26 protein-coding genes are annotated in these 25233 nt (G+C 45.2%); 1 reads left to right on the forward strand and 25 read right to left on the reverse strand.

What is annotated here, in order from left to right; all coding sequences use genetic code 11:
* Nucleotides 1–123: 123 nt before the first annotated feature.
* The 6 genes from B5F07_RS20640 to B5F07_RS20665 are packed head-to-tail and all read right to left on the reverse strand — an operon-like array spanning nt 124 to nt 6796.
* Nucleotides 124–513: a metal-dependent transcriptional regulator gene (locus B5F07_RS20640; RefSeq protein WP_087163085.1), complete on the reverse strand. Its 390-nt coding sequence runs from the start codon at nt 511–513 to the stop codon at nt 124–126.
* Between the two features lie 11 nt (nt 514–524).
* On the reverse strand, nt 525–2234 hold the full coding sequence (locus B5F07_RS20645; RefSeq protein ID WP_087163086.1) for an ABC transporter ATP-binding protein: 1710 nt from the start codon (nt 2232–2234) through the stop codon (nt 525–527).
* Nucleotides 2227–3990, reverse strand: coding sequence for an ABC transporter ATP-binding protein (locus B5F07_RS20650; RefSeq protein WP_087163087.1), 1764 nt, complete (start codon nt 3988–3990; stop codon nt 2227–2229). The genes B5F07_RS20645 and B5F07_RS20650 overlap by 8 nt, the downstream gene beginning before the upstream one ends.
* Nucleotides 3991–3993: 3 nt before the next feature.
* Nucleotides 3994–5466, reverse strand: coding sequence for an ABC transporter ATP-binding protein (locus tag B5F07_RS20655; protein ID WP_087163088.1), 1473 nt, complete (start codon nt 5464–5466; stop codon nt 3994–3996).
* The gene (locus tag B5F07_RS20660) at nt 5463–6188 is read right to left on the reverse strand and encodes an energy-coupling factor transporter transmembrane component T (protein WP_087163089.1); all 726 of its coding nucleotides are present in this window, start codon (nt 6186–6188) and stop codon (nt 5463–5465) included. Before B5F07_RS20660 ends, B5F07_RS20655 begins: the two co-directional genes overlap by 4 nt.
* On the reverse strand, nt 6185–6796 hold the full coding sequence (locus B5F07_RS20665) for an MptD family putative ECF transporter S component (RefSeq protein WP_087163090.1): 612 nt from the start codon (nt 6794–6796) through the stop codon (nt 6185–6187). Before B5F07_RS20665 ends, B5F07_RS20660 begins: the two co-directional genes overlap by 4 nt.
* Nucleotides 6797–6982: 186 nt before the next feature.
* Here B5F07_RS20665 and B5F07_RS20670 point away from each other — a divergent pair, with 186 nt between their 5' ends.
* A complete protein-coding gene (locus tag B5F07_RS20670; protein ID WP_087163091.1) occupies nt 6983–7957 on the forward strand; it encodes a helix-turn-helix transcriptional regulator in 975 nt (324 codons plus the stop codon).
* Nucleotides 7958–8139: 182 nt separating this feature from the next.
* Here B5F07_RS20670 and B5F07_RS20675 read toward each other — a convergent pair whose 3' ends face one another.
* The 19 genes from B5F07_RS20675 to B5F07_RS22905 form a co-directional block, all read right to left on the reverse strand.
* Nucleotides 8140–8553 carry a winged helix-turn-helix domain-containing protein gene (locus tag B5F07_RS20675; RefSeq protein ID WP_087163092.1) on the reverse strand — a complete coding sequence of 138 codons (414 nt, stop codon included), beginning with the start codon at nt 8551–8553 and terminating at the stop codon, nt 8140–8142.
* The gene (locus B5F07_RS20680; protein WP_087163093.1) at nt 8543–8932 is read right to left on the reverse strand and encodes a metal-dependent transcriptional regulator; all 390 of its coding nucleotides are present in this window, start codon (nt 8930–8932) and stop codon (nt 8543–8545) included. The genes B5F07_RS20675 and B5F07_RS20680 overlap by 11 nt, the downstream gene beginning before the upstream one ends.
* A gap of 12 nt (nt 8933–8944) precedes the next feature.
* On the reverse strand, nt 8945–10693 hold the full coding sequence (locus B5F07_RS20685) for an ABC transporter ATP-binding protein (protein ID WP_087163094.1): 1749 nt from the start codon (nt 10691–10693) through the stop codon (nt 8945–8947).
* Nucleotides 10686–12467 carry an ABC transporter ATP-binding protein gene (locus B5F07_RS20690; protein ID WP_087163095.1) on the reverse strand — a complete coding sequence of 594 codons (1782 nt, stop codon included), beginning with the start codon at nt 12465–12467 and terminating at the stop codon, nt 10686–10688. The genes B5F07_RS20685 and B5F07_RS20690 overlap by 8 nt, the downstream gene beginning before the upstream one ends.
* A gap of 125 nt (nt 12468–12592) precedes the next feature.
* Nucleotides 12593–13552, reverse strand: coding sequence for a helix-turn-helix domain-containing protein (locus B5F07_RS20695; protein WP_087163096.1), 960 nt, complete (start codon nt 13550–13552; stop codon nt 12593–12595).
* A 5-nt stretch (nt 13553–13557) separates the two neighbouring features.
* Complete coding sequence (locus tag B5F07_RS20700) at nt 13558–14970, reverse strand: ABC transporter ATP-binding protein (RefSeq protein ID WP_087163097.1); 1413 nt, start codon at nt 14968–14970, stop codon at nt 13558–13560.
* A 4-nt stretch (nt 14971–14974) separates the two neighbouring features.
* Nucleotides 14975–15661 (reverse strand): energy-coupling factor transporter transmembrane component T, encoded by a 687-nt coding sequence (locus B5F07_RS20705; protein WP_330397919.1) that lies wholly within the window; start codon nt 15659–15661, stop codon nt 14975–14977.
* The gene (locus B5F07_RS20710; RefSeq protein WP_087163098.1) at nt 15658–16260 is read right to left on the reverse strand and encodes an MptD family putative ECF transporter S component; all 603 of its coding nucleotides are present in this window, start codon (nt 16258–16260) and stop codon (nt 15658–15660) included. Before B5F07_RS20710 ends, B5F07_RS20705 begins: the two co-directional genes overlap by 4 nt.
* A 452-nt stretch (nt 16261–16712) precedes the next feature.
* Nucleotides 16713–17129, reverse strand: a complete 417-nt coding sequence (locus B5F07_RS20720) for a winged helix-turn-helix domain-containing protein (RefSeq protein WP_140398067.1) — start codon at nt 17127–17129, stop codon at nt 16713–16715.
* A 418-nt stretch (nt 17130–17547) separates the two neighbouring features.
* Nucleotides 17548–18507, reverse strand: coding sequence for a D-alanyl-D-alanine carboxypeptidase family protein (locus tag B5F07_RS20725; protein WP_087163100.1), 960 nt, complete (start codon nt 18505–18507; stop codon nt 17548–17550).
* A 44-nt stretch (nt 18508–18551) separates the two neighbouring features.
* Entirely contained in the window at nt 18552–19028 is a 477-nt protein-coding gene (locus tag B5F07_RS20730; protein WP_087163101.1) for a hypothetical protein, read from the reverse strand.
* A 24-nt stretch (nt 19029–19052) separates the two neighbouring features.
* A complete protein-coding gene (locus tag B5F07_RS20735; RefSeq protein WP_242963772.1) occupies nt 19053–20249 on the reverse strand; it encodes an ABC transporter permease in 1197 nt (398 codons plus the stop codon).
* On the reverse strand, nt 20230–20943 hold the full coding sequence (locus B5F07_RS20740) for an ABC transporter ATP-binding protein (RefSeq protein ID WP_087163102.1): 714 nt from the start codon (nt 20941–20943) through the stop codon (nt 20230–20232). Before B5F07_RS20740 ends, B5F07_RS20735 begins: the two co-directional genes overlap by 20 nt.
* Complete coding sequence (locus tag B5F07_RS20745) at nt 20944–21801, reverse strand: hypothetical protein (protein ID WP_242963770.1); 858 nt, start codon at nt 21799–21801, stop codon at nt 20944–20946. It lies immediately after the preceding gene.
* Between the two features lie 146 nt (nt 21802–21947).
* Nucleotides 21948–23084 carry a vancomycin resistance histidine kinase VanS gene (vanS, locus tag B5F07_RS20750; protein ID WP_330397920.1) on the reverse strand — a complete coding sequence of 379 codons (1137 nt, stop codon included), beginning with the start codon at nt 23082–23084 and terminating at the stop codon, nt 21948–21950.
* Nucleotides 23020–23730 (reverse strand): VanR-ABDEGLN family response regulator transcription factor, encoded by a 711-nt coding sequence (gene vanR / locus B5F07_RS20755; RefSeq protein ID WP_087163109.1) that lies wholly within the window; start codon nt 23728–23730, stop codon nt 23020–23022. Before vanR ends, vanS begins: the two co-directional genes overlap by 65 nt.
* 470 nt (nt 23731–24200) lie before the next feature.
* Nucleotides 24201–24440 (reverse strand): helix-turn-helix domain-containing protein, encoded by a 240-nt coding sequence (locus B5F07_RS20760; protein WP_087163104.1) that lies wholly within the window; start codon nt 24438–24440, stop codon nt 24201–24203.
* Nucleotides 24437–24871: an RNA polymerase sigma factor gene (locus B5F07_RS20765; RefSeq protein WP_087163105.1), complete on the reverse strand. Its 435-nt coding sequence runs from the start codon at nt 24869–24871 to the stop codon at nt 24437–24439. Before B5F07_RS20765 ends, B5F07_RS20760 begins: the two co-directional genes overlap by 4 nt.
* On the reverse strand, nt 24868–25233 hold a 366-nt coding region (locus B5F07_RS22905), incomplete at its 5' end, for a hypothetical protein (protein WP_204248875.1). The genes B5F07_RS22905 and B5F07_RS20765, both read right to left, overlap by 4 nt.

Below are 25233 nucleotides of genomic sequence, written 5' to 3' on the forward strand. Positions count from 1 at the left end.
AGCATATCCAGGAAAAATCCCGGATATCGGATCTGCTGCGGCTCCATGTAGATTTTTACACCTTCCAAAGTCTGGAGTTTTCTCTTGAAGCTGCAGATCTCCGGCAGCCGCTCCTCTGGAAATTCAATCACCATTTGTCTCTTCAGAGTGTCCCAGCTCCTTCCATCTCTTCAGTTTCTGGAAGCTCTGCTCACTGATGTCATGCTCGATCCTGCAGGCTTCCTGTTCCGCTGTGGCAGCCTCCACACCTGCCTCAATCAGCCAGTTTTTAAAATAGCAGTGCCGTTCATAGATTGCCTCAGCCGTCTCCCGGCCTTTTTCAGTTAAGTGAAGGAAATGGTCCTCATCTTTAACCAGGAAGCCGCCTTGCTCCAAAATAGAAACCGCGTGGCATACACTGGGCTTTTTCACGCCCAGATGCTGAGACACATCTACAGAGCGCACCATGCCTTTTTTCTGCTGCAGGACAAAGATAGCCTCCAGATAGTCCTCCCCGGACGCATGAAGTTTCATTAAGACCTCCCTTATGCAGATAATTTTTGTTCGGCGTTCCACATGGCCGCATACTTTCCGCCTTTAGCCAGCAATTCATCGTGAGTACCGGCTTCAGCAATCTTTCCGTCAGATACCACAAGGATTTGATCTGCATTTTTGACGATGGAAAGGGTATGAGCAATCATTACCACAGTCTTTTTCTCTTTCAGCAGATTGGCGATGGCCTGCTTTACTGCCAGTTCGTTCTCGATGTCAAGGGACGCCGTTGCTTCATCCAAAAGCAGGATCGGGCTGTTTTTCAGGATAGCGCGGGCGATGGAAATTCGCTGACGCTCACCGCCAGAGAGAAGGTTTCCGTTTTCGCCGGTCGGCGTATCGTATCCCTTTTCCATCCTGCGGATGAAGCCGTCGCAATTAGCCTCCCGGCAGGCAGCCTCGATTTCCTCGTCCGTGACATTGGGACGAGCGTGCCGGATGTTCTCACGAATGGTATCATCAAAGAGAAATACATCCTGATCTACCATAGAGATTTGTTCCAGTACACGCTCTGCGGCCACATGGTTGATCGGTCTGCCGCCGATTGAAATGGTTCCTCCATTTGCCTCGTAGTATTTTGCAATCAGGTTCAGAATGGTGGATTTGCCGGAACCGGAGTCCCCGACAATGGCAGTGAGCTTCTGGTCTGGCACCGTAAAGGTGGCGTGTTTCAGCACCGGCTCTCCGGGTACATACGAGAAGTCCACATTGTCAAAGGTAATTTCATGTGTGGCTGTTTGAAGCGGCTCCATACTGCCGGTTTCCTCTGGTTCGTTCATCACACCCAGGATTTTGTTTTTGGAAATCATCAGGTTCTTATAACTTGTCAGGTCTACAAAAATAGAGTTTGCCAGCTTTGCACAGAACAAAGGCAGCATACAGATCAGAAGATAAGATACTGTATCCAGTGTTCCAGCAGCCCAGGGCGCATAAGCTGTCCAGATAACAAGCGGGCAGGACAGCCAGCTTAAAATGCCAAATCCAGCGCCGATAGGAAGGACTTTCGCTTCATACACAAAGCTGATCCGACAGAACTCCTGCATAGCGCCTATAACGGTTTTATTCTTCAAACCACCTACGCCATAGGCCCGGAAAGTTTGAATACCAGACACATACTCCACGATGCTGCTGACATTCTCCGCACAAATGTCATTCTTTTCTTTACCATACTTCCGAACCATACGGAAGGAAAGCCACAGTCCAGGAATCAAAAGCAGGTCGGCAATCAGCAGGATAATTCCGGCAGGCACATAAATGGTCATCACAAAAATAATCAGCATGAGCGAAAGCGAAAAACTCTTTGCCAGATCCCCGATCTTATGTGTCAGGATTTTTTCGTAGTTGTTTACATCGCTTGTGATGGTATTGATATAATCGCCGGTCTGTCCCTGGGTAAACCGGGACAGCGGGATACGTTTCAAATGGTCGCCCATAAAAAGCCGGATGTTTTTGCTGACCTCTGCGCCGCCAATCTGCGCTTTGGTATAACCATAGCTGTAAATCAGAATACGAAGCAGGAAAATGACCGCAATTACACCAGTCAATATCAATGCCCGATTCATGTTAAACTTCCCTGACCACAGAAACTGCATGACAGAGTAAAGAAGCATGAACAAACTGCCGGAGAGCAGCCCTTCTAGGACAGTACCGCCAACGCCAATATAAAAATTGCGGTTCTTTTTCAATACATCATGCTCACTCATGCTGCTCGCCTCCTTCCAACTGATAAGTAATATTCCGGGCTGTTTCGTAATCCTCCCACGCCTTCCGATAATAAGCATTGTTCCTTCGGACTTCCTCATGGGGTCCGACACAGGTGATTGTATGATTTTCAACCACTGCTACACGCTCGCACATCTTCAGAGCACTCAAACGATGGGCTACCACAATGACCGTCTTTCCCTTGCAGAGATTTTGAATGGCTTTGTCAATCTCCATCTGATTTTCCGGATCAGAGGCGCTTGTAGCCTCGTCTAAGATCAAAATGGGAGCGTTCTTCAGGATCGCACGGGCAATGGCAATCCGCTGTTTTTCACCGCCGGAAAATCGGGAGCCGAAGCTGCCTACCTTCGTGTCATATCCATCTGGCAAAGACATGATGAAGTCATCAATCTGTGCCTCTTTTGCGGCAGCCCGCACTTCTTCCAACGTGGCGCCCGATCCCATGCGGATATTTTCCAAAACACTGTCACGAGTCAGGAAGGTCTTTTGGAACACAATGGCGACATTTTTTAGGATAGTATCATAATTGAGTTCCTTTACATTTTTCCCGCCAATCAGCACTTCGCCCTCCTGCACATCATAGAACCGAGAGATCAGCTCAATGACGGTACTTTTACCGGCACCAGACTGTCCCACAAGGGCCATGCGTTCACCATCTTTAATTTTCAGATTGACGCCTTGCAGTACATCGGTCTTGCCATCATAGGAAAAGCGAACATTCCGAAGTTCAATATCGTGATTTTGGGGAAAGTCCGTTCCACCCTCATAAATCGGAATATCCAGTATCCCTTTGGTCTTAGTAACAGCGTTCAGCACATTGGCAAAATTAGTCCCCAGTTCCTGCAGAGGGCGGATTTCCGTCAGATACATAGAACCTACATAGACGAACAGCAAAAATGCGCTGGCTGCCAGTGAGCCTTTCAGGAAAAACATTCCGCCGATTGGAACCATCAGTAACATTCCACATTCGATGATAACAACAAAGGCCGCATAAGGTGGCCCCATGCGCCGGGAAGTTTCATTCCACATGGCGTTTTCTTCCTGGATAGCGTCTGAAAACTTTTGAAACGATTTACTCCCCATGTTATAGGCTTTAATCAATTTCATGCCGCTGATGTACTCAATCATAACCGAGTTCAGTGTGGTAATGGAGCGATTGGCCCGTTCCATCAGGTCATCCGTATTGCGGAACATCATCCCCATTACAACAACAGCAAGGATCAGCGGAACCAGGGAAATCAATGCCAGAGGAATATTGACAGTCATCAGATAAATAAAGATGACCACCGGCCCCACCAGATAGCACACAAGGTCAGGAAGGTTATGGGCCAGGAACAGTTCCAGCTTTTCAATATCTTCATTCAGAACCGTTTTTATATCCCCGGTGCGCCGTTCATTCAAGGCCCCCAAAGGCGCTCTGGCCATGTGTTCTGCAACCATGCAGCGCACTTTGAAAAGAGCGCCGTAGGCCCCTTTGTGGGCTGCTACGCCGGAACAGCCAAACAGGGCAAACCGCAAAGTTACCGCCGCCGCAATCATTGCCACGGTCTGCACAACCAATTCCTGTGTGCAGGTATGATTGAATGTGGCGTCCATCAGCCGGTAAATCCCAATGTATGGGATGATAATGCAAAGACCGCTGACCGCCGATAGAAAAATCGCCAGGAACAGCCAGATTTTCTGCTCACCGGCCCAGTGGAGCAGCAAAGCTACTCTGTTTTCTTTTTTCTGTTTCATAGATCACCTCTCCTTTCCATCTGAAACAGAGAACAGCTCTCTCAATTTCGGGAGGGCATCCATCACAACAGGTACATCATCGGGCATTTCGCCCTCGTCAAAATGCAGGACGCGGGAGCAGGTCCGGCAGACAAACTCAAAATCATGGGTAACGATGAAAATAACCTTTCCCATGTCAGACAATCGCCGGATCAACCCTGCCACCTGTGCCATACTGTCAAAATCCAGGCCGCTGGTCGGTTCATCAAATACCAGAAGATTTTTTCCGCAGATCATACTGACCGCCACAGCTACCCGCTGTTTTTGACCGCCTGACAGGGTGTTCGGGTGTCGTTCCCGGTAAGCAGCAAGCCCCAATTCCTCCAGTGTTTCCGTCACTAATTTCTGATTAGGATTGCGGATACCAAAGCAACATTCTGCCTCAACACTGTCAGCAAACAGTTCATAGTTTACATCCTGCATGACCATGTAAGACTGCTTCAGCCTTGCCTTTCGGTCCATCGGTCTGCCATCCCACAAGAATTGTCCATCGCAGTCCTTATGCAGTCCGCACAAAGCACGGGAGAAGGTCGTTTTGCCTGCTCCGTTATGACCAACTACGCCGATAACTTCTCCCTTTGCGGCAGAAAGTGCAATATGATGTAAAATCGCTCTCTTTTTGTAGCGGAGTGTTACATCTTGAAGTTCAAGTATGGGAGCTGAAACAGGCAGGCACTTCTGTGGAGGAAGTACCTCTGTCAAATCTACCGCCCGCAGCCCCATGTGTTCACGCTCGGCTTCTGACAGCTTGCGAAATTCCTCCGGCGTATAAATTTTTTTGATTTGCCCTTTTTCCAGATAAACAATGCGGTCTGCAAGTTCCATCAGGTAGTACAGCCGGTGTTCTGCAATTAAAATCGTTTTGCCCTGGTTTTTTATCAGCCGCAGATGTTCCTTTAATTCCTGAATGGAAGTCATGTCCAGGTTAGAAGATGGCTCATCCAGCAGATAAATTTCCGGGTTCATAGCGTAGACTGAAGCAAAAGCGATTTTCTGCTTTTCACCGCCGGACAATTCAAAAATATTTCTGCTCCGCAGCTTCCGGATATGCAGATCCTCTGTTGTCTGTTCTACCCTCTCGGCCAATTCCTGGGGAGGGCGGGCCTCATTCTCAATACCGAAGGCGATCTCGCTGTCTGTGTCCACATTGAAAAATTGTGTCCGTGGATTTTGAAAAACCGAACCAACCTTTGCGGCAATCTGGTACATGGGAAGATTACTGATTTCCTGACCGTCTACCAGCACACGGCCATGAAGTTTCCCCTGATAAAACTGTGGGATCAATCCATTGACCAGGCGTGTAATCGTTGTTTTGCCACACCCGCTGCGCCCACAGAACAGGACACATTCTCCATCTGCAATTTTCAGATTGATGTCATGCAGGCCATCATGCTCCTGCCCATCATAAGAAAAGGATACATTTTCAAGTTCAATCAACCGATGACACCTCCCCGCACACACAATTCAAAAACCAGAAAAGCAACGGCAACCGTCATAATCATCCAATCAGCAATTCCGCACTTTATCTGAACAAGGCAGGTGCGTGGATTAGGATTTTCTATTCCACGGGTAACAGAAGCGATGGAAAGTTCATCTGCGGCTTTCGAGGCCGTCATCATCAACGGCACATAGATACACTCTACCGTCATTCCCGGATGGGATAGAAATCCCCCCAAAGAAGGAGAAACATCTCTCATCCGCATAGCGTCCTTGATATATCGCCAATCCTCCTGGATAGTCGGAATATAGCGCAGCATGACCGCCAACGGGATCACTAATTTCTTCGGCGCATGGACACGGTTCATCGCAGACAAAAACTCATTCACTTTTGTTGTTGACAGTACAATTCCGGCCAACATCCCACAGGCATAGACTTTATGAAACAGACCTAAAAAGGCGATGAACATAGTCCGCAGCGTTCCTGTCATTTCAGCCATGATCCAGACCGTCAGAACGCAGATTACAGCATAGAAGCACACTGCCTTGATGACATATTTCCATTTTCCGAAGAATGTTCCCAATATTGCAATCAGCACAACAAGCGCAAACTGGTATGCGAGAGAAGGGGCGAACATGGACGCCAAAACACAGATCAGGATAAGAAAGAGCTTGGTCCGTGGATCGAGCCAAAGCCCTATCTTCCGGCGTTCACCGCTCATGCTGTGATCCCCGCCTTTTCAAACTGTTTTTTCAGCATTTTACAGCCTACAAAAGCACTGATTGCAGAAGTGATAATAGCTGCGGCAAACATGGCAACCAGGATGCCAGTGTTGGCAGTTGCCTGCATGGTGTCAATATAGCCCTGCTCGGTTCCGTTCCCCAGCATGGTCTGCGCCCAGCCGTTGGGATCAGCAAAGAAAACGATATACGATCCAGTACCGCCCAGGGAGAACAGTATGTAAGCCAAGCTGTTGAGCTTCTTGCTCTTATACTGTCCTGCGCCGGCAACAAAATCGGCAACAACTGCCATAATCAGATAGCCCAGTGCAAAAGCCCAGTGCATACCCGTAACGAACCAGATGATACAAATGACAACGCCCATGATGGAAAGGCTCCATCTCTTTTGAACCTTTGCGATCATCAGCAGAAAAACAGGCCCCGCAAGCAGACCACTCCCGGCCGGCATAAAGAATGTAAGTACCGGGTTAGGTGCAAAAAAGATACCGCCTACCAGTACAAAAACAAACACCAGCGCAGTAAAAATACCAGTTGTTACAAGATCTTTTACGGTAAGACCTTTACCCATAGAATTTACTTGATTACTCATTTTTTCCTCCTACCTTTCATTGTCTTGACTCGACAAAGGGTTTGTGATATTCTTTAGTTAGATGTTACTAACCGTCATCTATTACACTACGCTTGCATCGAACAATATTCAATAGGTTCCGGCGATGTTCGTCCGTTCCTTTCAAAAGTTCGTCCAATCGTTGCAAAAAGGAGGCGGGTTGTTTTCATGTCCGAAATTATCGACAAATTTTACACACCTCTGCTGACTGGTCATGGCTTTATCCGCGATCCAGACAATCAGCAGTATGGCAATTTAGGTGTATGTTGGAAACTTTCTCCCGAAGTTGGAGAAGGCACTTACTGGACTTATGGGCAGAAAGACCTTTATGACATTAAGATACACAACTTTTCGTTTCATGAAGATTTTATGCTGGAATTTTCTTTGCCGGAATGTTTGAGCATTACACGTTATGACTCAATTTCAGGTGAAGAACTATCTCCATACCGCAGACTGTCTGCTGGTTGTATCAAAACCTTTATTGGAGGCTACACGCCCTATAAAGCATTGATCCACAAGAACATTCCGATCCGTTCGATTGGGATTGAGATTGCACCGGCATATTATGAAGATTACTTGAAAAAGCAGTACCCGGAAGAACAGATCAATCCAGTCGAAGCTTTTCGTAAAATTGACCAGACTTCAGATTTCCCAGAGATGTCACATCTACTCACAGAGATTAAGAACTATCGAGGGGAAGGAATTGCCGCAAAACTTTTTTATGAGGGAAAAGTTGCAGAAGCTGTTTCAATGGTTGTTGAATACCAAAAGAAACATCCTGATAAAACAACTCACAAACTCTCACTACAGGATATAGAAAGCATACAAACAGTTGCCTCCTATTTAAGCGATCATTATGCTTCTGATATTCCAGTGGAACGACTGACACAGATTGCTTGTATGGGAACAACAAAGCTGAAGATCTGTTTTAAAAAATACTATGGCTGCACAATCACGGAATATATTCAACAACGGCGAATGAGCCAGGCGGAATATTTACTTGCATATACTGATCTGTCGATAGGGCAGATTGCTCAGACAGTAGGTTATTCCACATCAAGCCGGTTTGCGGAACTATTCCGAAAAAGTACAGGATTACTCCCCTTAGAATACAGACGGATGGCTCAAAAGAATAAAAATTAAATGTGAATTGTAGAATATAGACCGGGCAGCTTACGCCGCCCGGTCCCTTCTTAATCACTCCACATCCCGGAAATACTGGATGCACTTCATCAGCTTCGCTTCCAGCTCCTGGTACTAAAACTATGCCTAATAATAAAGGATGCTGCTTCTACACAACACCCTTTTGTTAATTTCATCATAATTTACTTTTCTAGTACGTCCTCAAACCGATACCCGACACCATATACGGTATGAAGATACCGGGGATGCCGTGGATCCTTCTCCAGCTTCTTACGCAGGCTGCTGATCAGACAGTAGGCGCTGCTGTACATTTCTTCCCCTACATCCGTTTCTCCATAGATCATGCGACAGATCTGAGCATAGGTATACACACGTCCCGGATGTCGGGCCATGACTGCAAGGACATCAAATTCCCTGGCAGTCAGCAGTACCTCCTTTTCCTCCACCATGACCTTACGCTGGAGCATATCCAGGAAAAATCCCGGATATCGGATCTGCTGCGGCTCCATGTAGATTTTTACACCTTCCAAAGTCTGGAGTTTTCTCTTGAAGCTGCAGATCTCCGGCAGCCACTTCTCTGGAAATTCAATCACCATTTGTTTCTTCAGGATGTCCCAGCTCCTTCCATTTCTTCAGTTTCTGGAAGCTCTGCTCACTGATGTCATGCTCGATCCTGCAGGCTTCCTGTTCTGCAGTGGCATCCTCCACACCTGCCTCAATCAGCCAGTTTTTAAAATAACAGTGCCGTTCATAGATTGTCTCAGCCGTCTCCCGGCCTTTTTCAGTTAAGTGAAGGAAATGGTCCTCATCTTTAACCAGGAAGCCGCCTTGCTCCAAAATGGAAACCGCATTACACACACTGGGCTTTTTCACACCCAGATGCTGCGCCACATCAACAGAGCGCACCATTCCTTTTTTCTGCTGCAGAACAAAGATCGCCTCCAGATAGTCCTCACCAGATTTGTGAAGTTTCATATACCACCGCCTTTATTGTATCCGCCAGCCCTCGGCTTGTTCGCGGATTTGGATAAACTTTTTATAAGTACCTTCCTGTTGCAACAGTTCCTTATGTGTACCTCTCTGAGCCACAGTTCCGCCATCAATCACAAGGATCTGGTCGGCGTTCTCAATCGTGGCCAGGCGATGGGCAATCGTAATAATGGTCTTGCCATGTGTCAGGGCAGAAATAGCCTCCTGGATCAAATGCTCATTCTCAGGATCAATGCTTGCTGTTGCCTCATCCAAGATAACAATGGGAGCATCCTTGAGCATCGCCCTGGCGATAGAAATTCTTTGCTTTTCACCGCCGGAAAGAGAAGAACCCCCTTCACCAATCACCGTGTCATATCCGTCTGGCAAAGCCATTATGAAGTCATGGCAGCGGGCCGCTTTTGCGGCGGCGACAATCTGCTCATCCGTAGCGTCCGGGCTGCCGAATTTAATGTTATTCTTGATGGTATCCCGGAACAAATAGACATTCTGAAAAACCATGCTGATATTTTTGAGTAGACTATCGCAGGTAAATCTGCGAATATCCGTTCCACCAATGGTAATCGTTCCGCTGTTGACATCGTAAAAACGGGCAATCAGGTTACACAGCGTAGATTTTCCGCTGCCAGATGGCCCCACGATGGCCGTTGTGCTATTTTGCGGAATTTTGAAGTTCAGGTCATGCAGAACAATCCGGCTGTCATATCCGAAAGAAACATCCCTAAATTCAATATCATAGGTTGCCGGTTTTATGTCGGTGCCATCCTGGTCGATATAGTTTACATTCTCCAATGCTTCCAGCTTATTCATGGCAGAGTCCACAACTCCAAGCGTATGGGCTGCGTCATTGATATTCTCCACACTGCCGAACATCACAAAAGAGAACAGGACAAACATCAGGAAGAACGCCATACTCATTTGTCCCTGTAATGCCTGCCATGCGCAAATAAAGACAATTCCCATCGAAGCCAGTTTCAAGGCAAACAGATGCAGACAGTTAAATGGAGTAAAGCCTTTTTCCACCTTGATATGAATATCTTTCAGATCTTTACTGGCATTACGAAAGTTCTCAATAGAGGCCCCTTCCTGTCCAAAGGACTTCACAATGGAAAGCCCCCGGATGTATTCAATCGTTGCGCCGGACATATCTTCCATTGCTTTATGGGTTGTTGCAGCGGTTTTTTCACTGTGTCTGCTGATTCCCTGCAAAGCTAGCGCCGAAAGAGCAACGCCGACAATGGAAATAACCGCAGCAACGGGGCTGAAGAAGATCAGGCATAAAACGATGGCAATAAACTTTGCGTATCCATTGATGATGACATCCACCATTTTCATGCCCTGTAATTCCAAAGTAGACAATTCCGTGGTAACACCTGCCAGAATGTCACCTACACTGTTCTGTGAAAAGTACCCAAGGGGAACCCGTTTCAGTACATCGCCCAGATGAATACGCTGTCCGGCGGCCACTTCATATCCAATGCTTTCCTGTAACACTGCCCGGAGATAAGAAAGCAGGAAGTTCAGCACAATCGAGCCAATAATGATCCACAGCGTTTGCCAGATTAAAACAGTATCAATCGCAGTATTCGTCCAGTATGCCTGGATCGCTTTATCCAGTGCGAATGCGGCTGCCATTGTAGGAATAGCAGTAGACAAACTGCTGAAAAAGGAACACACAGAACCAAGATAGAGGCGGCCTTTATATTTACCAGCCCATCGGATAATGCGTTTCATTGACTTAAACATTGACAGCCACCTCCTTTTTCCCGCCCACAGACCAGTTCTTTGCACCAATATGCGCCTGCCACATATCCGCATAAAGCGGGCAGCGTCCCAGGAGTTCCTCCTGCTTTCCGCAGTCAACAATCTGTCCTTTCTTCAGAACAACAATCTGATCTGCGTTTTGAATGGTAGACAGACGATGGGCAATCACCAGCAGGGTCTTTCCTTTGGAAAGGGCCATGATGGATTTCTGGATTTTATCCTCATTCTGCGGGTCAGTGAAGGCAGTTGCCTCGTCCAAAATCACAATAGGCGCATTTTTCAGGATTGCTCTCGCAATAGCAATTCGTTGCTTTTCTCCGCCGGAGAGCCGCTTGCCAGCATCACCGGCCGGGGTATCATATCCTTTTTCCAGTCGAACAATGAAATCATCACAGCAGGCCGCTTTTGCGGCGGCATATACTTCCTCATCCGTAGCATTTGGATTACCCAGGCGGATGTTCTCTTTGAGAGAGCAGTTGAACAGGAAATTGTCCTGTGTCACGAAACTGACCAATTCGGAAAGCTGCCGGATGGAAAGTTCCTTGATATTCGTGCCGCCGATGGAGATGCTGCCGCCGGTCACATCCCAAAATCGGGCAATCAGCCGGGCCACGGTGGACTTGCCCCCGCCCGATGGCCCAACCAGGGCTGTAAAACTTCCCTGCGGCATTTTCAGGCTGATGTCATGCAGCACTTCGTTTTGCTCAGTGCCATCATAGGAGAAAGATACATCCTGTAAAACAATATCAGTGTGCCTGATCGGAATAATCTTACCAGAGTCCGGCAATACAGGCAGGTTCAGAAGTTCATTTGCAGCTTCTACTGCATATTCCATTGACTTTGCCTCGTTGATAAAAGTAGTAGCTTTCATCAGCGGGCCGACAATACTCAGCGAAAGAATAACTCCCATCGCCAATTCAGCAGGCGTGATACTCCCGCTCTGTGCCAACAGCAAACCGATGGGAAGTACCCCCAACAGGGTAGTGGGCATAATCGCCATCATCAGGTTCATTGTTTTCCAGGTACTCTTGAACCAGGCCAGGGTAAAATCCTTAAAGGACTTTACCGCTCCTACGAACTTTTCATAGGAACTGGTGCTTTGATTGAACGCCTTAACAACCTCAATGCCTTCCACATACTCAATAATGACATTGTTTACATGATTGTTTGCCTCCATATAAGCTGCGTACTGGCTGTTATAGTTCCGCATGAGAAAGAACATGGGGATCATAGCCAGAACCGGGGCAATCAGAACTGCAAGGCCCAAACGCCAGTCAATCGCCAGCAGCCAGATAAAAATAGCAACCGGAAGGAGCAGGTTCGATGTCAGCTCCGGGATCATGTGGGCCAGAGGCGGCTCCAAATCCTCCACCTTGTCCATGATAATATTCTTCAGGTAACCGATCCTTCGTCCCATTACTTCGCCAAGGGGCGCTCTCATCAGTCGGTTTGCGATTTTCAGCCGGATACCTTCCAGTATCGTGTAAGCGGAGATATGTGCCAAAATTGTGGAAATGCCAAAGCAGATGACGCGGATCAGGTATCCGCCCACTCCCACCAAACACCAGAGCATGATGTTGTTCAAAGTAGCGGTCCGGTTAATAAACAGGAGCAGGATTTCATACACCGCCCAAAACGGAACAAAGCCTCCGGCAACACTTAAAATGGCACACAAAACCGAGAGGGTCATTTTCCCCTTGCAGGGACCTGCAAAAGAGAAAAGCGTTTTGACCCAATGCTCTTTTTGCTGCTTCATATCAATTCACCTCTCTCGATCAATTTAGCCAGCAAAGAAAAAGGATGGTTAATCTTTGCTAACCACCCTTAATGCTATCATAATTCAATTATTCTTTCCGCTCCACACGGCCTTTTTTATTCCAATCAGATCATTGATTTTCGATATTCCAGCGGCGTTTTCCCCATTGTCTGATGAAATGCGGCCGCAAATTTGCTGGGGCTGTCATATCCCACAAGTCCCGCAATCTCCGCCACCTTCAGCGACTTATCGGATTTCAGTAAAGAGGCAGCATAGTTCATGCGATAGTTTCTCATGTATGTAAAAATCGGGCTGCCATATACCGTTTTGAAGCAGTTTTTCATGGGGGTCAGGGCAATATCAAACCGCGCGGAGAGTTCTTCCAGAGTATAGTTTTTTGTCAAATCCTGCGTCAGAAGTGCCTGGATCGCTTTGATTTTCTCAACCTGGCCTTTATAAAAATAAGGGCGTTCTTCTGTATGGCCTGAAAGTTCCAGTGCGTCCAGATACAGCAGCAGCTCCAACACTTTAATCTTGAAATAGTCCTTTTTGATTTTGACCGGCACATGGTAAAGTTCGGAAAAAATATGCTCAATGGCCGGTTCTCCTGGAATGACATAGGGGGTACGGTCGTTGCAATACTTTTTCTGCAATTCATAAAGATCCACAGAAAAACCTTTCATAGAGGCCGGGATTTCCTTTGCCGCAGTCTCCATCTGAAAGCCAATGGAAATACCGTGGTAGTGAGAAAGTGGAAATTCCACCTTGCCGGAATGATGGATGCGGCGATCCACCCGAAGATCGCCAGCCTCTAAATAGCTAAAAGCATTTTGGCCGACTTCCTGCTCAATGCGCCCTTCCCGGCAGTGGTCGATACAAAGCAGGTCCATATCTGTCTGGAAACCCGAAACGCACTCCTTCATGTGAAAATCATTATACATGAGAAATACACCCGGAAAAACATGGTAGAGTGTCATCATGCCTTCACCAGAGTTATCACTTAAACGCATGACCTTGCAATCATCGGACTCGACCAGGTTTTGAACATTGGGGCCGTAGTACATTTCCCGGAACAGTTCCGGCATAGACGCTACCTCCTTTCTTTGGAGCATCCCTCCATATCAAATATTTTATCACAAGTCCGGCCCAAAAACTCAAAATCATGGGAAACAATGATGATAACTTTATTTTCATCATTCAACTTGCGGATCATGTTGCTCACTTCCAGCATACGATGATAGTCCAGCCCACTGGTAGGCTCGTCAAAGACAAGCACATCCTTGTCGGAGAGAATAGCGGTTGCCACCGCAAGGCGCTGCTTCTGGCCTCCTGACAGGGCCATCGGATGACGGTCTTTGAAATCCAGCAAATCAAAAGACCTGAGAATTTCTTCAATCCGCTCCGGCGAACAATCTGGCTGCGCCAGTTCACATTCGTTCCATACGCTGTCTGAAAAAAGCTGATGGTTCACATCCTGCATAACACAAAAGCTGGCCTTATTACGCTGTTTTGCTTTCAGTGTTTGCCCGTCCAGCCGGACTGTTCCATTCACTTCTTTCAAAAGCCCGCACAGGCAGCGCGTCATCGTCGTTTTTCCCGCGCCGTTATGACCGACAATCCCCAACACTTCGCCCCGTTTTGCAGAAAAGCCAAGGCCGCTGAATACCGGCTGCTTATCAAAGGCACAGGAAAGATTTTCTACGGATAAGCCTTCCTGCGCTCCTGGCGGATCGGCGGGAGGCAGCTCCAGCACAGGATGGACAAGACTTCTAAGCCCCATCCTGATACGCTGCTCATCCGAAAGATTGCGAAACTCATCTCTTGAAAAAGCCTGAACAATTTTTCCTTTTTGAATGAAGATCGCCCGGTCGATCAGGTCCATCAGAAAATATAGACGGTGTTCGGCAATAACAACTGTCCGTCCTTCTTTTTTGATCTGGATAATCTGCTGGCGTAAGGTGTCAATCGCGTCAGCATCCAGATTTGCCGTCGGCTCGTCCAGTACAAAAATGGACGGGTTCATGGCATATACAGAGGCAAACGCAAGACTTTGTTTTTCTCCGCCAGACATGGAAAAAATGTTTCTTCCCAAAAGCGATTGAATTTTCAGGGCGGAAACAGTGGCCTCATATCGCTCTTTAATTTTCTTTGGTTCGACACCCGCATTTTCCAGACCGAAAGTAATCTCACTGTCCGAGTCAATGTTGAAAAACTGAGATTTCGGATTTTGAAACACAGAGCCAACCTGCTCTGACAGACGGTACATTTCTGTTTTTGACACTTCCATACCGTTTACAATCGCTCGTCCGGATAAAGTACCGCCCTCGACAAAATGAGGGATTAAGCCGTTAATCAGTTTTGTCACTGTTGTTTTGCCACAGCCCGACTCTCCTGTAAGGACAACACATTCTCCCTGCCGAATATTCAGATCAATATGTGAAAGCGTTCCCTGCTCTTTCTCATATTCAAAAGATACATTCTGAATTTGGATCACATGGAACACCTCCTTATCCCACTGTAATGGAAATCACACAGAAAACCACACCTGCCGCCAGACATAAAAAGTCCTGCACGCCGAACTTCATTTCAATCATGCTTGTCTTTGGCGCAGGATTTTCAATGCCCCGCGTAACAGCGGCTGCGGACAATTCTTCCGCTGTCGTTGTTGCAGAAATCATGGTCGGCACCAACAAGCACTCAATTTTTTGTACCCCATGAATATTACGGAGCTTCATGGCATCCCGGATATAGCCGGTTTCTTCTTTCAAGGCCGGAAAATACCGGACGGTTACAGACAAAGGAATAATCAGTCCCTGCGGGATATGCCATTTCCGAAGTGCAACCATCAATTCCCGGACGGGCGTTTTCTGTAAAACCATCGTACCGACAATCAAACAAGGGAAAATCTTTCTTGCATAAGATACAATGATCGTGAAGCTGCTGGCTAAAATTTTTGGCCCGTTTGGGAATACATAGTATTGCAGCGCCAGACAAATCCCAAATGCGATTGCCAGTTTGCCTGCGGATTTTTGGCACCCGCAGGCAACGATCAGCAGGAGCAGAAAAACAACCCATGTAATTTCAACCCATACGGAGTGCTGGGTAAATGCCACAATATTTGCCAGTACCAACAAAAGCAATTCCGTCCGTGGATCGAACCTTAATGTATGTTTTTTGCCCGCCCCATTCATCATACAATTCCTGCCTTTACAAAGTGCTTTTTGAACAGACCTCTGGCAATAAATGCCCCGATGATACCGCCGATGATTGGAGCAACAAACAGAACGATTAACATTGCATTGGACGACAGAGCTTCAACTGCCGCAACATAATCAGCGGGCATTCCCTGTTCTGTAATCTGCGCCAGGAAATCGGCCTTAAACAACCAGATGGGAAGGGGAGAACCAACCATCCCCAGCGAAAAAATCACATAGGCAATCGAATTTCCCTTGAAGCTGTTATACTTAGTCACCGCTCGGACAACTTCGGCCAAAATACAGGTTGAAGCCATCGAGATCAGGATTACCAGGGTAAATTGTCCAGTGACAAAATAGATAAGAGCAGTGATAAGCCCCATCAGGAAAACTGCACCCAGTTTTTGAACCTTTGCGACCATCAGCATAAAGGGAATGCCTGCAAACACGGCAATGAAGCCAGGCATCAGCATCCAAAGAACAGGGTGAATGCCTCCAAGAAGCATGAAGGCAAAGTTGATGACAAAGTAGATTGCGGAAAAGATACCAATGGTAATAAGGTCTTTTCCCTTTAGTTTTTTTTCTAAATTATTGGACATAAATTTCCCTCCTTTAGTTAGTAACATCTAACCCTGTGTCCTAAAAAAAGCGCCTTGTGGCGTTTCTGTTAATTATCGTATCAAATATCTGTTTCCTTTTCCGCTCCATTCAGCCTTTTTTATTCCAATAAGACTTTTTTATTTTGAAAGTCACTAGAAAATCAATATGATCTTTATAAAGGAAGACCGGGCAGCTTACACCGCCCGGTCCCTCCTTAATTACTCCACATCCCGGAAATAACGGATACACTTCATCAGCTCTACTGCCAGCTCCTGGTACAGATCTTCATTAAAAATCAGAAGCTGAATCCACAGTCATCCCCCTTGATACAGTTAACTACTATCGCTCGGACCTCCCATTCTCAGACTAAAAACAAGGCTAACTATTTTGTGAAAGAATCTGGGGACGCTGTTTAAACGCAGCGTCCCCTGTTGATTGATACGAATATTTTCTAATTGATTTCAAACCGATACCCTACGCCATGCACCGTATGAAGATATCCCGAATCCTGTAATCTCCTTACCAATTTTTTCCTCAGACTGCCAATCAAGCAATAGATATTGTTATATGTCTCTTCCCCTACATCCGTTTCTCCATAGATCATACGACAGATCTGAGCATAGGTATACACACGTCCCGGATGCCTGGCCATAACAGTGAGGATATCAAATTCCCTGGCAGTCAACAGCACCTCTTTTTCCTCCACCATGACCTTACGCTGGAGCATATCCAGAAAAAATCCCGGATATCGGATCTGTTGCGGCTCCATGAAGATTTTTACCCCCTCCAGAGCCTGGAGCTTTCTTTTGATGCTGCAGATCTCCGGCATCCGCTCCTCTGGAAATTCAATCACCATTTGCTTTTTCAAAGTGTTCTCGCTCCTTCCATCTCCTTATTTTGGGGAAGCTCTGCTCACTGACATCATTTTTATCCAGCAGATTTCTTATTCTGCTGGGACTTCCTCATACTGCTTTTATGCAACAAAAATCGTACGACATAATATAGTACATACTCATGGCCGCTTGTCCCCATAGCCGGGGACAGGCTTTTTTTGACGGTTTATACCCCGTCGGAATTTGTCGAAACGCTCTTTGCTTCATGGCGGCTCCCTCCGTGGGCCGCCGATCCCGCCAGCGTCAGGGCGTCATTCCGTATGAGGGCATAGAGAACGGCGGCCTTGATTTGTTCAAAGCCGCCGTAATGTAATCAGGCATGGGAAAAAGGCTGCTGAACGACGGCTTTTTTTCTTTTGCCGTCGTCCGGCAGTAAAAAGTATATTTTGTTCGTTACTTTTTTAAATAATCCGATTCATCTATCGTTTTAAGGATATTGTTTACATCATCATATCTGGATGAGTCAGATTGTGAACCCAAACTACATATCAGAAACTCTTTCCCATATTTTCGGTAAAGAACAACTAAATTGTAATCATCAGACAACGAACCAGTCTTAACGCCAATCACATTCTCATTGTAATAATCGGATGTTGGGTCAAGAAAGATATTTGTGTTTTTCCACGATTGTGTGCTGCCATCTGGTAAAGTGGCCGTATAAGAGCTTTGAGATATAATATCTCGAAACCATTGAAATTCTAAAAGCTGATTAACAACTGAATTAAGGTCTAAAACCGTGGTGAGCGCATCCATATCATAGCCACTGGGGTCATACAAAACAGTATTTGTATATCCTTTCTCTTGTAAATGGACGTTCAAACTGTCCATAAAAATATTGATACGATCTTGAACAGTTGCGGTTTGCGGAGAAAGAATACCACCGCAATAATCAGCAACCACATAGGCTGCATCATTTCCTGAAGGGACTAACATTGCAGCAAATAAGTTATGCAGGAAATAATCTTTTGCTTCTATGCCTGCAACAGATGAACCGGGCTTTGTCAGTGAAATAGCTTCATAGCTGGCTGGAACAATGCTATCTAAATCTGCGATTGTTGCAGCATATTCAATAACGAACAGTTTTGCTAAACTGGCAGGAAGTTGTTGCTCATTTTCTTTTTTTGAAATGAAAAAATCATTGTTTGAACGGTCTACTAAAATCAACGATTTTGCATTGTATGAATCTGGTTGAAACTCCCCATATAAAAACGAATAGATTGCATTTTTTTCACTTCTAAAGTTTTCAGGTTTCATTACCCATGGAATAAAAAATACGCCTGCAATTACTACAACAGTTAGGAAAAACAAAAATACTCCGAAATGAAACCTCCTTTTCTTGTATCTTCTTGACATAAATTACACCTCCGGCAATACGCTAATCAGAATAAAATTTGTATTTAATTAGCATAGTTGACTTCTATACACTCCATAAATCCAGAGGGATCGCCCAGCTTCGCTTTGTCGATATTCTCACGGAGATAATTGCGGGTCGCATCATCGCAGCGATCTTCTCCCATATATGGCATATCAAAAGCGGTTTCCAATTCTTCCAACGCTTTTTGGGCACGTTCTGGATCGATATTATAGCTGTCCAACCACTCTTTCATCCAGCAATATTCCCACAGATTGGAAGCTCTTGTATCTCCATAGCCAATTTGAAACGATCCACCAGTATCTTCACCTTCCAAACTTTCAGGAAGGGTCACTCCTTCCGGCCAATCTAAGTTGGAGATAGTTTCCAAATATTCATCTTCAATGTGTTCAAAGTCTGTAAAACCTCGATCTGCTGAGTCAGAATTGGAACAACCTGCTATCAACACGCAAAGAAGCAGAGCGACACACATGGGAATACATTTTGTAATTATTTTTTTCATATTTATCATCCTCCTAATATTTTCTCATCGAAGTGCTAATGCTGGCTCTAATTTAGCAGCTTTCAAAGCTGGTAATAATCCGCCGAGTAGTGCTGTTGCCACAGAAGCAACAACCGAAATTATGGCTACAAGGATTGGATAATCAGGTGAAGGTACAGGGGAGTCAGCCGGAAGATACATGCCTATACCCTGAACCAGAAGAATAGAAATCAAAATGGACGCCACACATACAAAGGCTGAAAGGATCAGTTGCGAACCTAAAACTAAAAGAACAATGTTGGAACGGGAAGCTCCGATTGCCCGACGAATAAGAAGTTCATGCGTCCGCTGTTCCAAAGAGGATAAACCAATATTGATCTGCCCTAATATTGAAACAAATAGCAATAAAAATGATGTCACGAGAAGCCCTATTTGAAGCATGGATAAAACAGAGTCATACGTATTTCCCACATCACTTCTTCCTGAATATTCCAGTTCTCCACCTACTGTATCTGCTATACAATCACTTAAAGCAGAATAAATCTGCTCTGTTGTTAGCCCATGCGTTGAGTTCCAATAAATAGTTGCATTTTGGACTTGCCACATAGTAGGAACGTATTGTGCTACCGAATAAGCGTCTATATAAACCGTCGCCACATCTCGTCCATCATTGACAATGCCAATAATATGGAATGGTGTCAAAGCAAGGCTGCTTCCTACATTTCCAACCGCATAAGGAGCATTAAAATAGCTTTTGGCCGCCTTGTTTATGACAATTTCAAGAGAGTAATTTGAACCAGAGCCGTTTAACCATTCACCAGAGGACATTGGAAGATTATATATCTGGTTGTAAGGAGAGGTCGTAAAAACAACATCTACGGGGAAAAGTTCTTTATATACGGCCATATCCAAATTTTGTAGGGAAGAAATAGACGTAACCGGTGCAAACCTCACATCCTCCCGCATAGAAAATGTAATAGCCGTATGATCTTCAACTCTTTCAAGAGATAAAAATAAATCTTCAAGTTTGCTGGAATCCTCAAAACATGAGCCCGCAACAGAAAAGGAGTAGGTCGGAGCCCATCCATATATCTGTGCATTAACAGCAACTAAATATCCGCTGCCGAGTGTACCAACTAAAAAGGAGGCGATCATTGCTATGATCCCAACCAACATGGATATACTTGTCAAGACACTTCGGAGAGGGGAAATTCGCAGGTCTTTAAGAATCATTTTCAACATAGCAAATCCTCCCTTCGTCCATTCTAAAAATCGTGTCACAGGTATTCGCAATATCCGGGTCATGGGTTACTAATAAAAGCATAATTTTATTTTCTTTTACAACCTTGAGCAACAAACTCATAACCTGTTGACCAGTTTTTTTATCCAAAGCTCCTGTGGGTTCATCACATAAAATGGCTTCCGGTGATACTGCCAGCGCACGTGCAATCGCTACTCGCTGTTGTTCACCACCGGACAGATTAGATGGATAATCATTTGCTTTTCCAGCCAACCCTACACTTTGTAGGAGATTATGAATGTGTTCTTGTCGCTGCCTTTTACTTAATGACTTTTTTGCATATAGCAGTGGCAGTTCAATATTTTCCCAAACCCTTAAATGCTTTATAAGAGAATAATTCTGAAAAACAAAGCCAATATTGTTTGCCCGCAACATGGATAGTTTTCGGTCTGACAAAGTAGAAACAGGGGTGCCGTTATAAATATATTCACCTTGGTAGCAGCGATTTAGCAATCCTATAATGGATATTAAACTTGTTTTCCCCGAACCGGATTTTCCAACAATCGCATAGCTGTGACCTCTTTTTAATTCCAAATGTGCATTACTCACAGTGGTTAAAATCTCGCCATTATTCAATTTTACCGTTGCTGTTAGATCTCTGATTTTAATTAAACTTTCGTCTATAACTCCATCCATTTATGAATTTCTCCTTGGATCAAGGTTTGGGGGCAGAGAAGAAATAATATCTCCTTCTTCTATCCCTGATAGGATTTCTATATAAGCCCCATCAGACGCTCCCAATACCACCTCTGTCTGAACTTCTTCTCCATCTTTTATGACCGTTACCATACCTTTATCCTGCCTCCCAGCAATAACAGAAAGCGGAAGTATAAGGACATCCTTCCTCGTTTCCGCAGATATAACCACAGTTGCACTTTGACCCGGTTTTACATCAACATCCTGCCCGATTAGACATTGAAGGGTTGTAGTTTGCGGCATGAAAGATTGCTGCACTATATCTTCACTGTTTTCTGTTACAGGGGTTACAACAGCAATAGACTCCGTTGGGCCAATGCCATTTGAGATTTGAAATTTTGCATGTAATGCTACGCTTTCAGGCAATGTTTTCAAATAATTTTCCGCTTCTACATTCAGAGCAAAGCCTGTATAGCTCACAATAGCAACAGGATAATTTTGGGGCACGTTTTCGCCAGAAGGAGTAAGGGAAAGAATTATCCCATCAACCGGCACTTTTATCTCATTGCCGTCTATATTACCAATTACATCCCCAGCAATAAGTTTATCACCTACATCCAGTTGAGTTTCAAAAGCTCCATTTATAGGGGAAGATAGAGCAAAGGCCGAAGCCTGAATAACAGTAGTTTGCATTGATAGCGTTGGCGTAAGTGATCCACGCTGGGCTATCACGTTTTCTACACTTTGAGTAATGTTACTCACATCATTTTGTTGAGGTTGATTATTGGATGAACACGCTGTTAAAGCGAAGGCACATATAACCAATAGTGAAGCAATTCCTTTTTTGTATCTGTTCAACGGTATCCCCCCTAATATTTTTGAAAAATCAGCAATAAAAAGGCTCCTGCTCTGACACATAATATTGTATCAGAATAGGAGCTTTTATTTCTTTGTTTGTCCGAAAGACTATCCTCTTTTTTTCTACGGAATTTCTAACGATTTTCCTACAAAATAGGGAGCGTAACTGTAAACCGAATTTTTTCATCCGTACTTTCTGCGGTTATCGTCCCTTTATGAAGTTCTACAATTTGTTTTGCTATGGCAAGGCCCAAACCGGCTCCACCGCTACTTGTGCTTCGTGCCGCATCAAGGCGATAAAACTGCTCAAATATCTGTGATAGTTTTTCCCTCGGAATTGTGTTTCCACAGTTCTCGAATATAATCGTTACATTTTTTTCATGTGGCTCTGCTGCAATGGTAATCGTTGTATCATTGAAACTATAAATAACAGCATTGCGCAAAAGATTATCAAATACCCGTTGAATTTTATCTGCGTCACAACGAAACATAAGGGTTTCGGGAGCATTGAGATCACATTGCAGTCCCTTTTCCCGAAGCATAGGTGCAAATTCATAAATAAGCTGTTCCAACAAACGCGTTAAGTCGATTTCTTTATACTGTAATGTAATATTCGATAAATTGAACCTTGTAATTTCAAAAAATTCATTGATTAAATCTTCAAGACGTTCTGCTTTACTAAGAGAAATCGAAAGATATTTCTCTCGAAGTTTTTCAGAAATCTGAGGTTCATCACGCAGCAACATTAAATATCCCATTACAGAAGAAAGTGGCGTCTTTAGATCGTGCGCAAGGTACATGATCAAATCATTTTTTCGCTGTTCATTTTCTTTTGCCAGTCTTGCATTAGCCTCAGATTCTTGCTTTAGGCGATTTATTTTGGCCGCTATTTCACTTAATTCTGGCGACAATTCAATATAATCTACATTTGAGTCAAATAGTTTACCTGTGGCCTCCTGCAACTCATCTACATAAGCGACAACTTTTTTAAGTAGCCGATATGTAAGAAAGATTATGCACAAGGCCCATACTATAACAGCCGCGACACCTAAATAGAGCGATCTGTAAAACAAATAATAGTCCGGTACATATTTACTAAGCAGCCATTGTAGCAACATCCCCATCAAATTAGAAACAACGATAATGATTACAGATATAATCCCACACTGGAAAATGTAACTTCTAAAAAGCGTAGTCAGAAGATTGCTTTTTATTCCTTTATTCAATTTCATAACCCACACCCCAAACTGTCTTGATAAATCTTGGCTTTTTTGCTGGTTCATTCAATTTTTCTCGAAGCCGTCCAATGTGAGCCATTACCGTACTGTTATTATTCAGATACTTTTCCTTCCATACAGCTTCAAACAGTTCTTCCGATGGAATGACTTTTCCCTGATGTTCGCATAGATACCAAAGGATCTCAAACTCAATAGGAGTTAAGGATAATTCCTTTCCAAACAAAAAACACTTATGGCTGTCTTTGTTGATGACAAGTCCCCTGATGTCATATTCTGTTTTAGGGACAGATTCTTTTGACGAAATTGACGTGTTGTATTTTGAGCAACGCCGTAATTGTGTTTTTACTCGTGCAACCACCTCTAAAGGATTGAATGGTTTGGTAATATAGTCATCTGCCCCAATAGTTAATCCCATAATTTTATCATTGTCCTCGATTTTTGCAGTAAGCATAATCACTGGGAAATAGAAGTTCTCTCTGATTTTTTGACATAACTGGAAGCCGTCAGTATCTGGCAGCATAACATCCAGTATAGCCAAATCTATATCGTTTTCTTCAATACACCGAAGGGCATCAGTTCCATTGTAAAATTTATAGACAGAATAATTATCGTTCGTTAAATAGACCTCCAAGAGATCAGCAATTTCTTTTTCATCATCAACAATTAGGATTGTTTCGCTATCTTTGTTCATAATCATCACCATAACTTTTCTTTTATCAACCGTTTTTTTCGCTTCTTTCAGCTTCTCTCGGCCCCGACGAAACAATAGTTGACTTAACAGGACAAAACGCCCTAATTCTCATTTGTTTCTTTGAGTGTTATGTAGGCCATATTCATACCTCCGATAACATTTTTTATTATATTTCATTCGCCCAAAGAACACAAGGCAGTAAATATGAATAATAGAATGTAAGTATAGGGCAAGTCAAGTGGCAGCCATACGCCGGAAGAAAGAGGCAGAACGGCAGCGGAAAAGATACCTCCTGTCTACACATTTAAGGCGGTGAAAACCCAGCCGTGACAAGGCTTTTCCGGCACGGTCAGTGGGCAGGCGGGACAGATTATCCAATCCCCGCCTGAACAGGCTTCTAAATGCGTAGAAAACAACCCATGAGAAAGCGCCGGACGCGGCGGCCTGCTGGCCCTGCGCCCGGCGTTTTCTCATAGGCTGTCCTTTAGGATGGCCCGGAGCAGCTTATTTTGCAAGCGGTGTTTCATGTACTCGTCCACCCGCACATGAGGCGTTCCGTCCAGCTCGCAGAGTGTCCGGGTACACAGCTTATTCATGTAGCCGTCATAGTATCGTAAGATACGCTCCATTGCCAGCGGATCACCGGCGCGGGCCTCCGCAAAGACTGACAGGGGCAGAAGCACCCTGCCGTGGAATGTGGGCTGTTTCATTTCGCGTTCCTCCCTCCGTTATTCTCCAACCTTTGCCGCAGTTCGTTCAAAGTCTTTGTGTGGTGGCGCTGGACGGCGTTGCGGGACATCCCCACAAGGCCGCCGATTTCTCCGTCTGCCATAGCTGCGACATAGTGCAGAATTAAAATCTGCTGCTCCTGCTCCGGCAGGCTGGCAAAAGCTCCTGCCACCAGTTCGTCCCGGATATGTAGGTCATAGCCAAAGGCCGAGAATTTAAAGCTGTCGCTGGGGTACTCGTCCAACGTACAGAGCTTGTCCATTTCCGCCTGCGGCAAGGTGTCCAGCGGCTTTTCCCGGTCACGACGGCGGGCCAGCTCCGACAGGTAGTTGATGGCCGCGTTGCGGAGAACGGTTTTGCAGAAAGCGTCCAGCCGGTTCCGTTCTACATAGTCAAAAGTGTATTCGTTCATCTTCTCACCCCCGATCTGCGGGAGAGTGAGAAGATAAAGCTGCTTATTCCACTCCTTTCACTGGCAGCAATGTGGCGGCCCCGGCCCGCACCGGGGAACCGCAGAAAACAACAAATTTCGCCCGGCAGGTCGCAGACCCACCGGGCGAAAGAAGAAGCGATATGCAGTTGATTTACATGGTATAGTGCATACTCATGGCCGCTTGCCCCCATAGTTGGGGACGGGCTTTTTTTGACAGTACATAGCCTGTCGTAATTTGTCGAAACGCTCTTTGCTTCATGGCGGCTCCCTCCGTGGGCCGCCGATCCCGCCAGCGTCAGGGCGTCATTCCGTATGAGGGCATAGAGAACGGCGGCCTTGAT

It is taken from the genome of Lachnoclostridium sp. An169, assembly GCF_002160525.1.
GTDB classification, from domain to species: Bacteria; Bacillota; Clostridia; order Lachnospirales; family Lachnospiraceae; genus Mediterraneibacter; species Mediterraneibacter cottocaccae.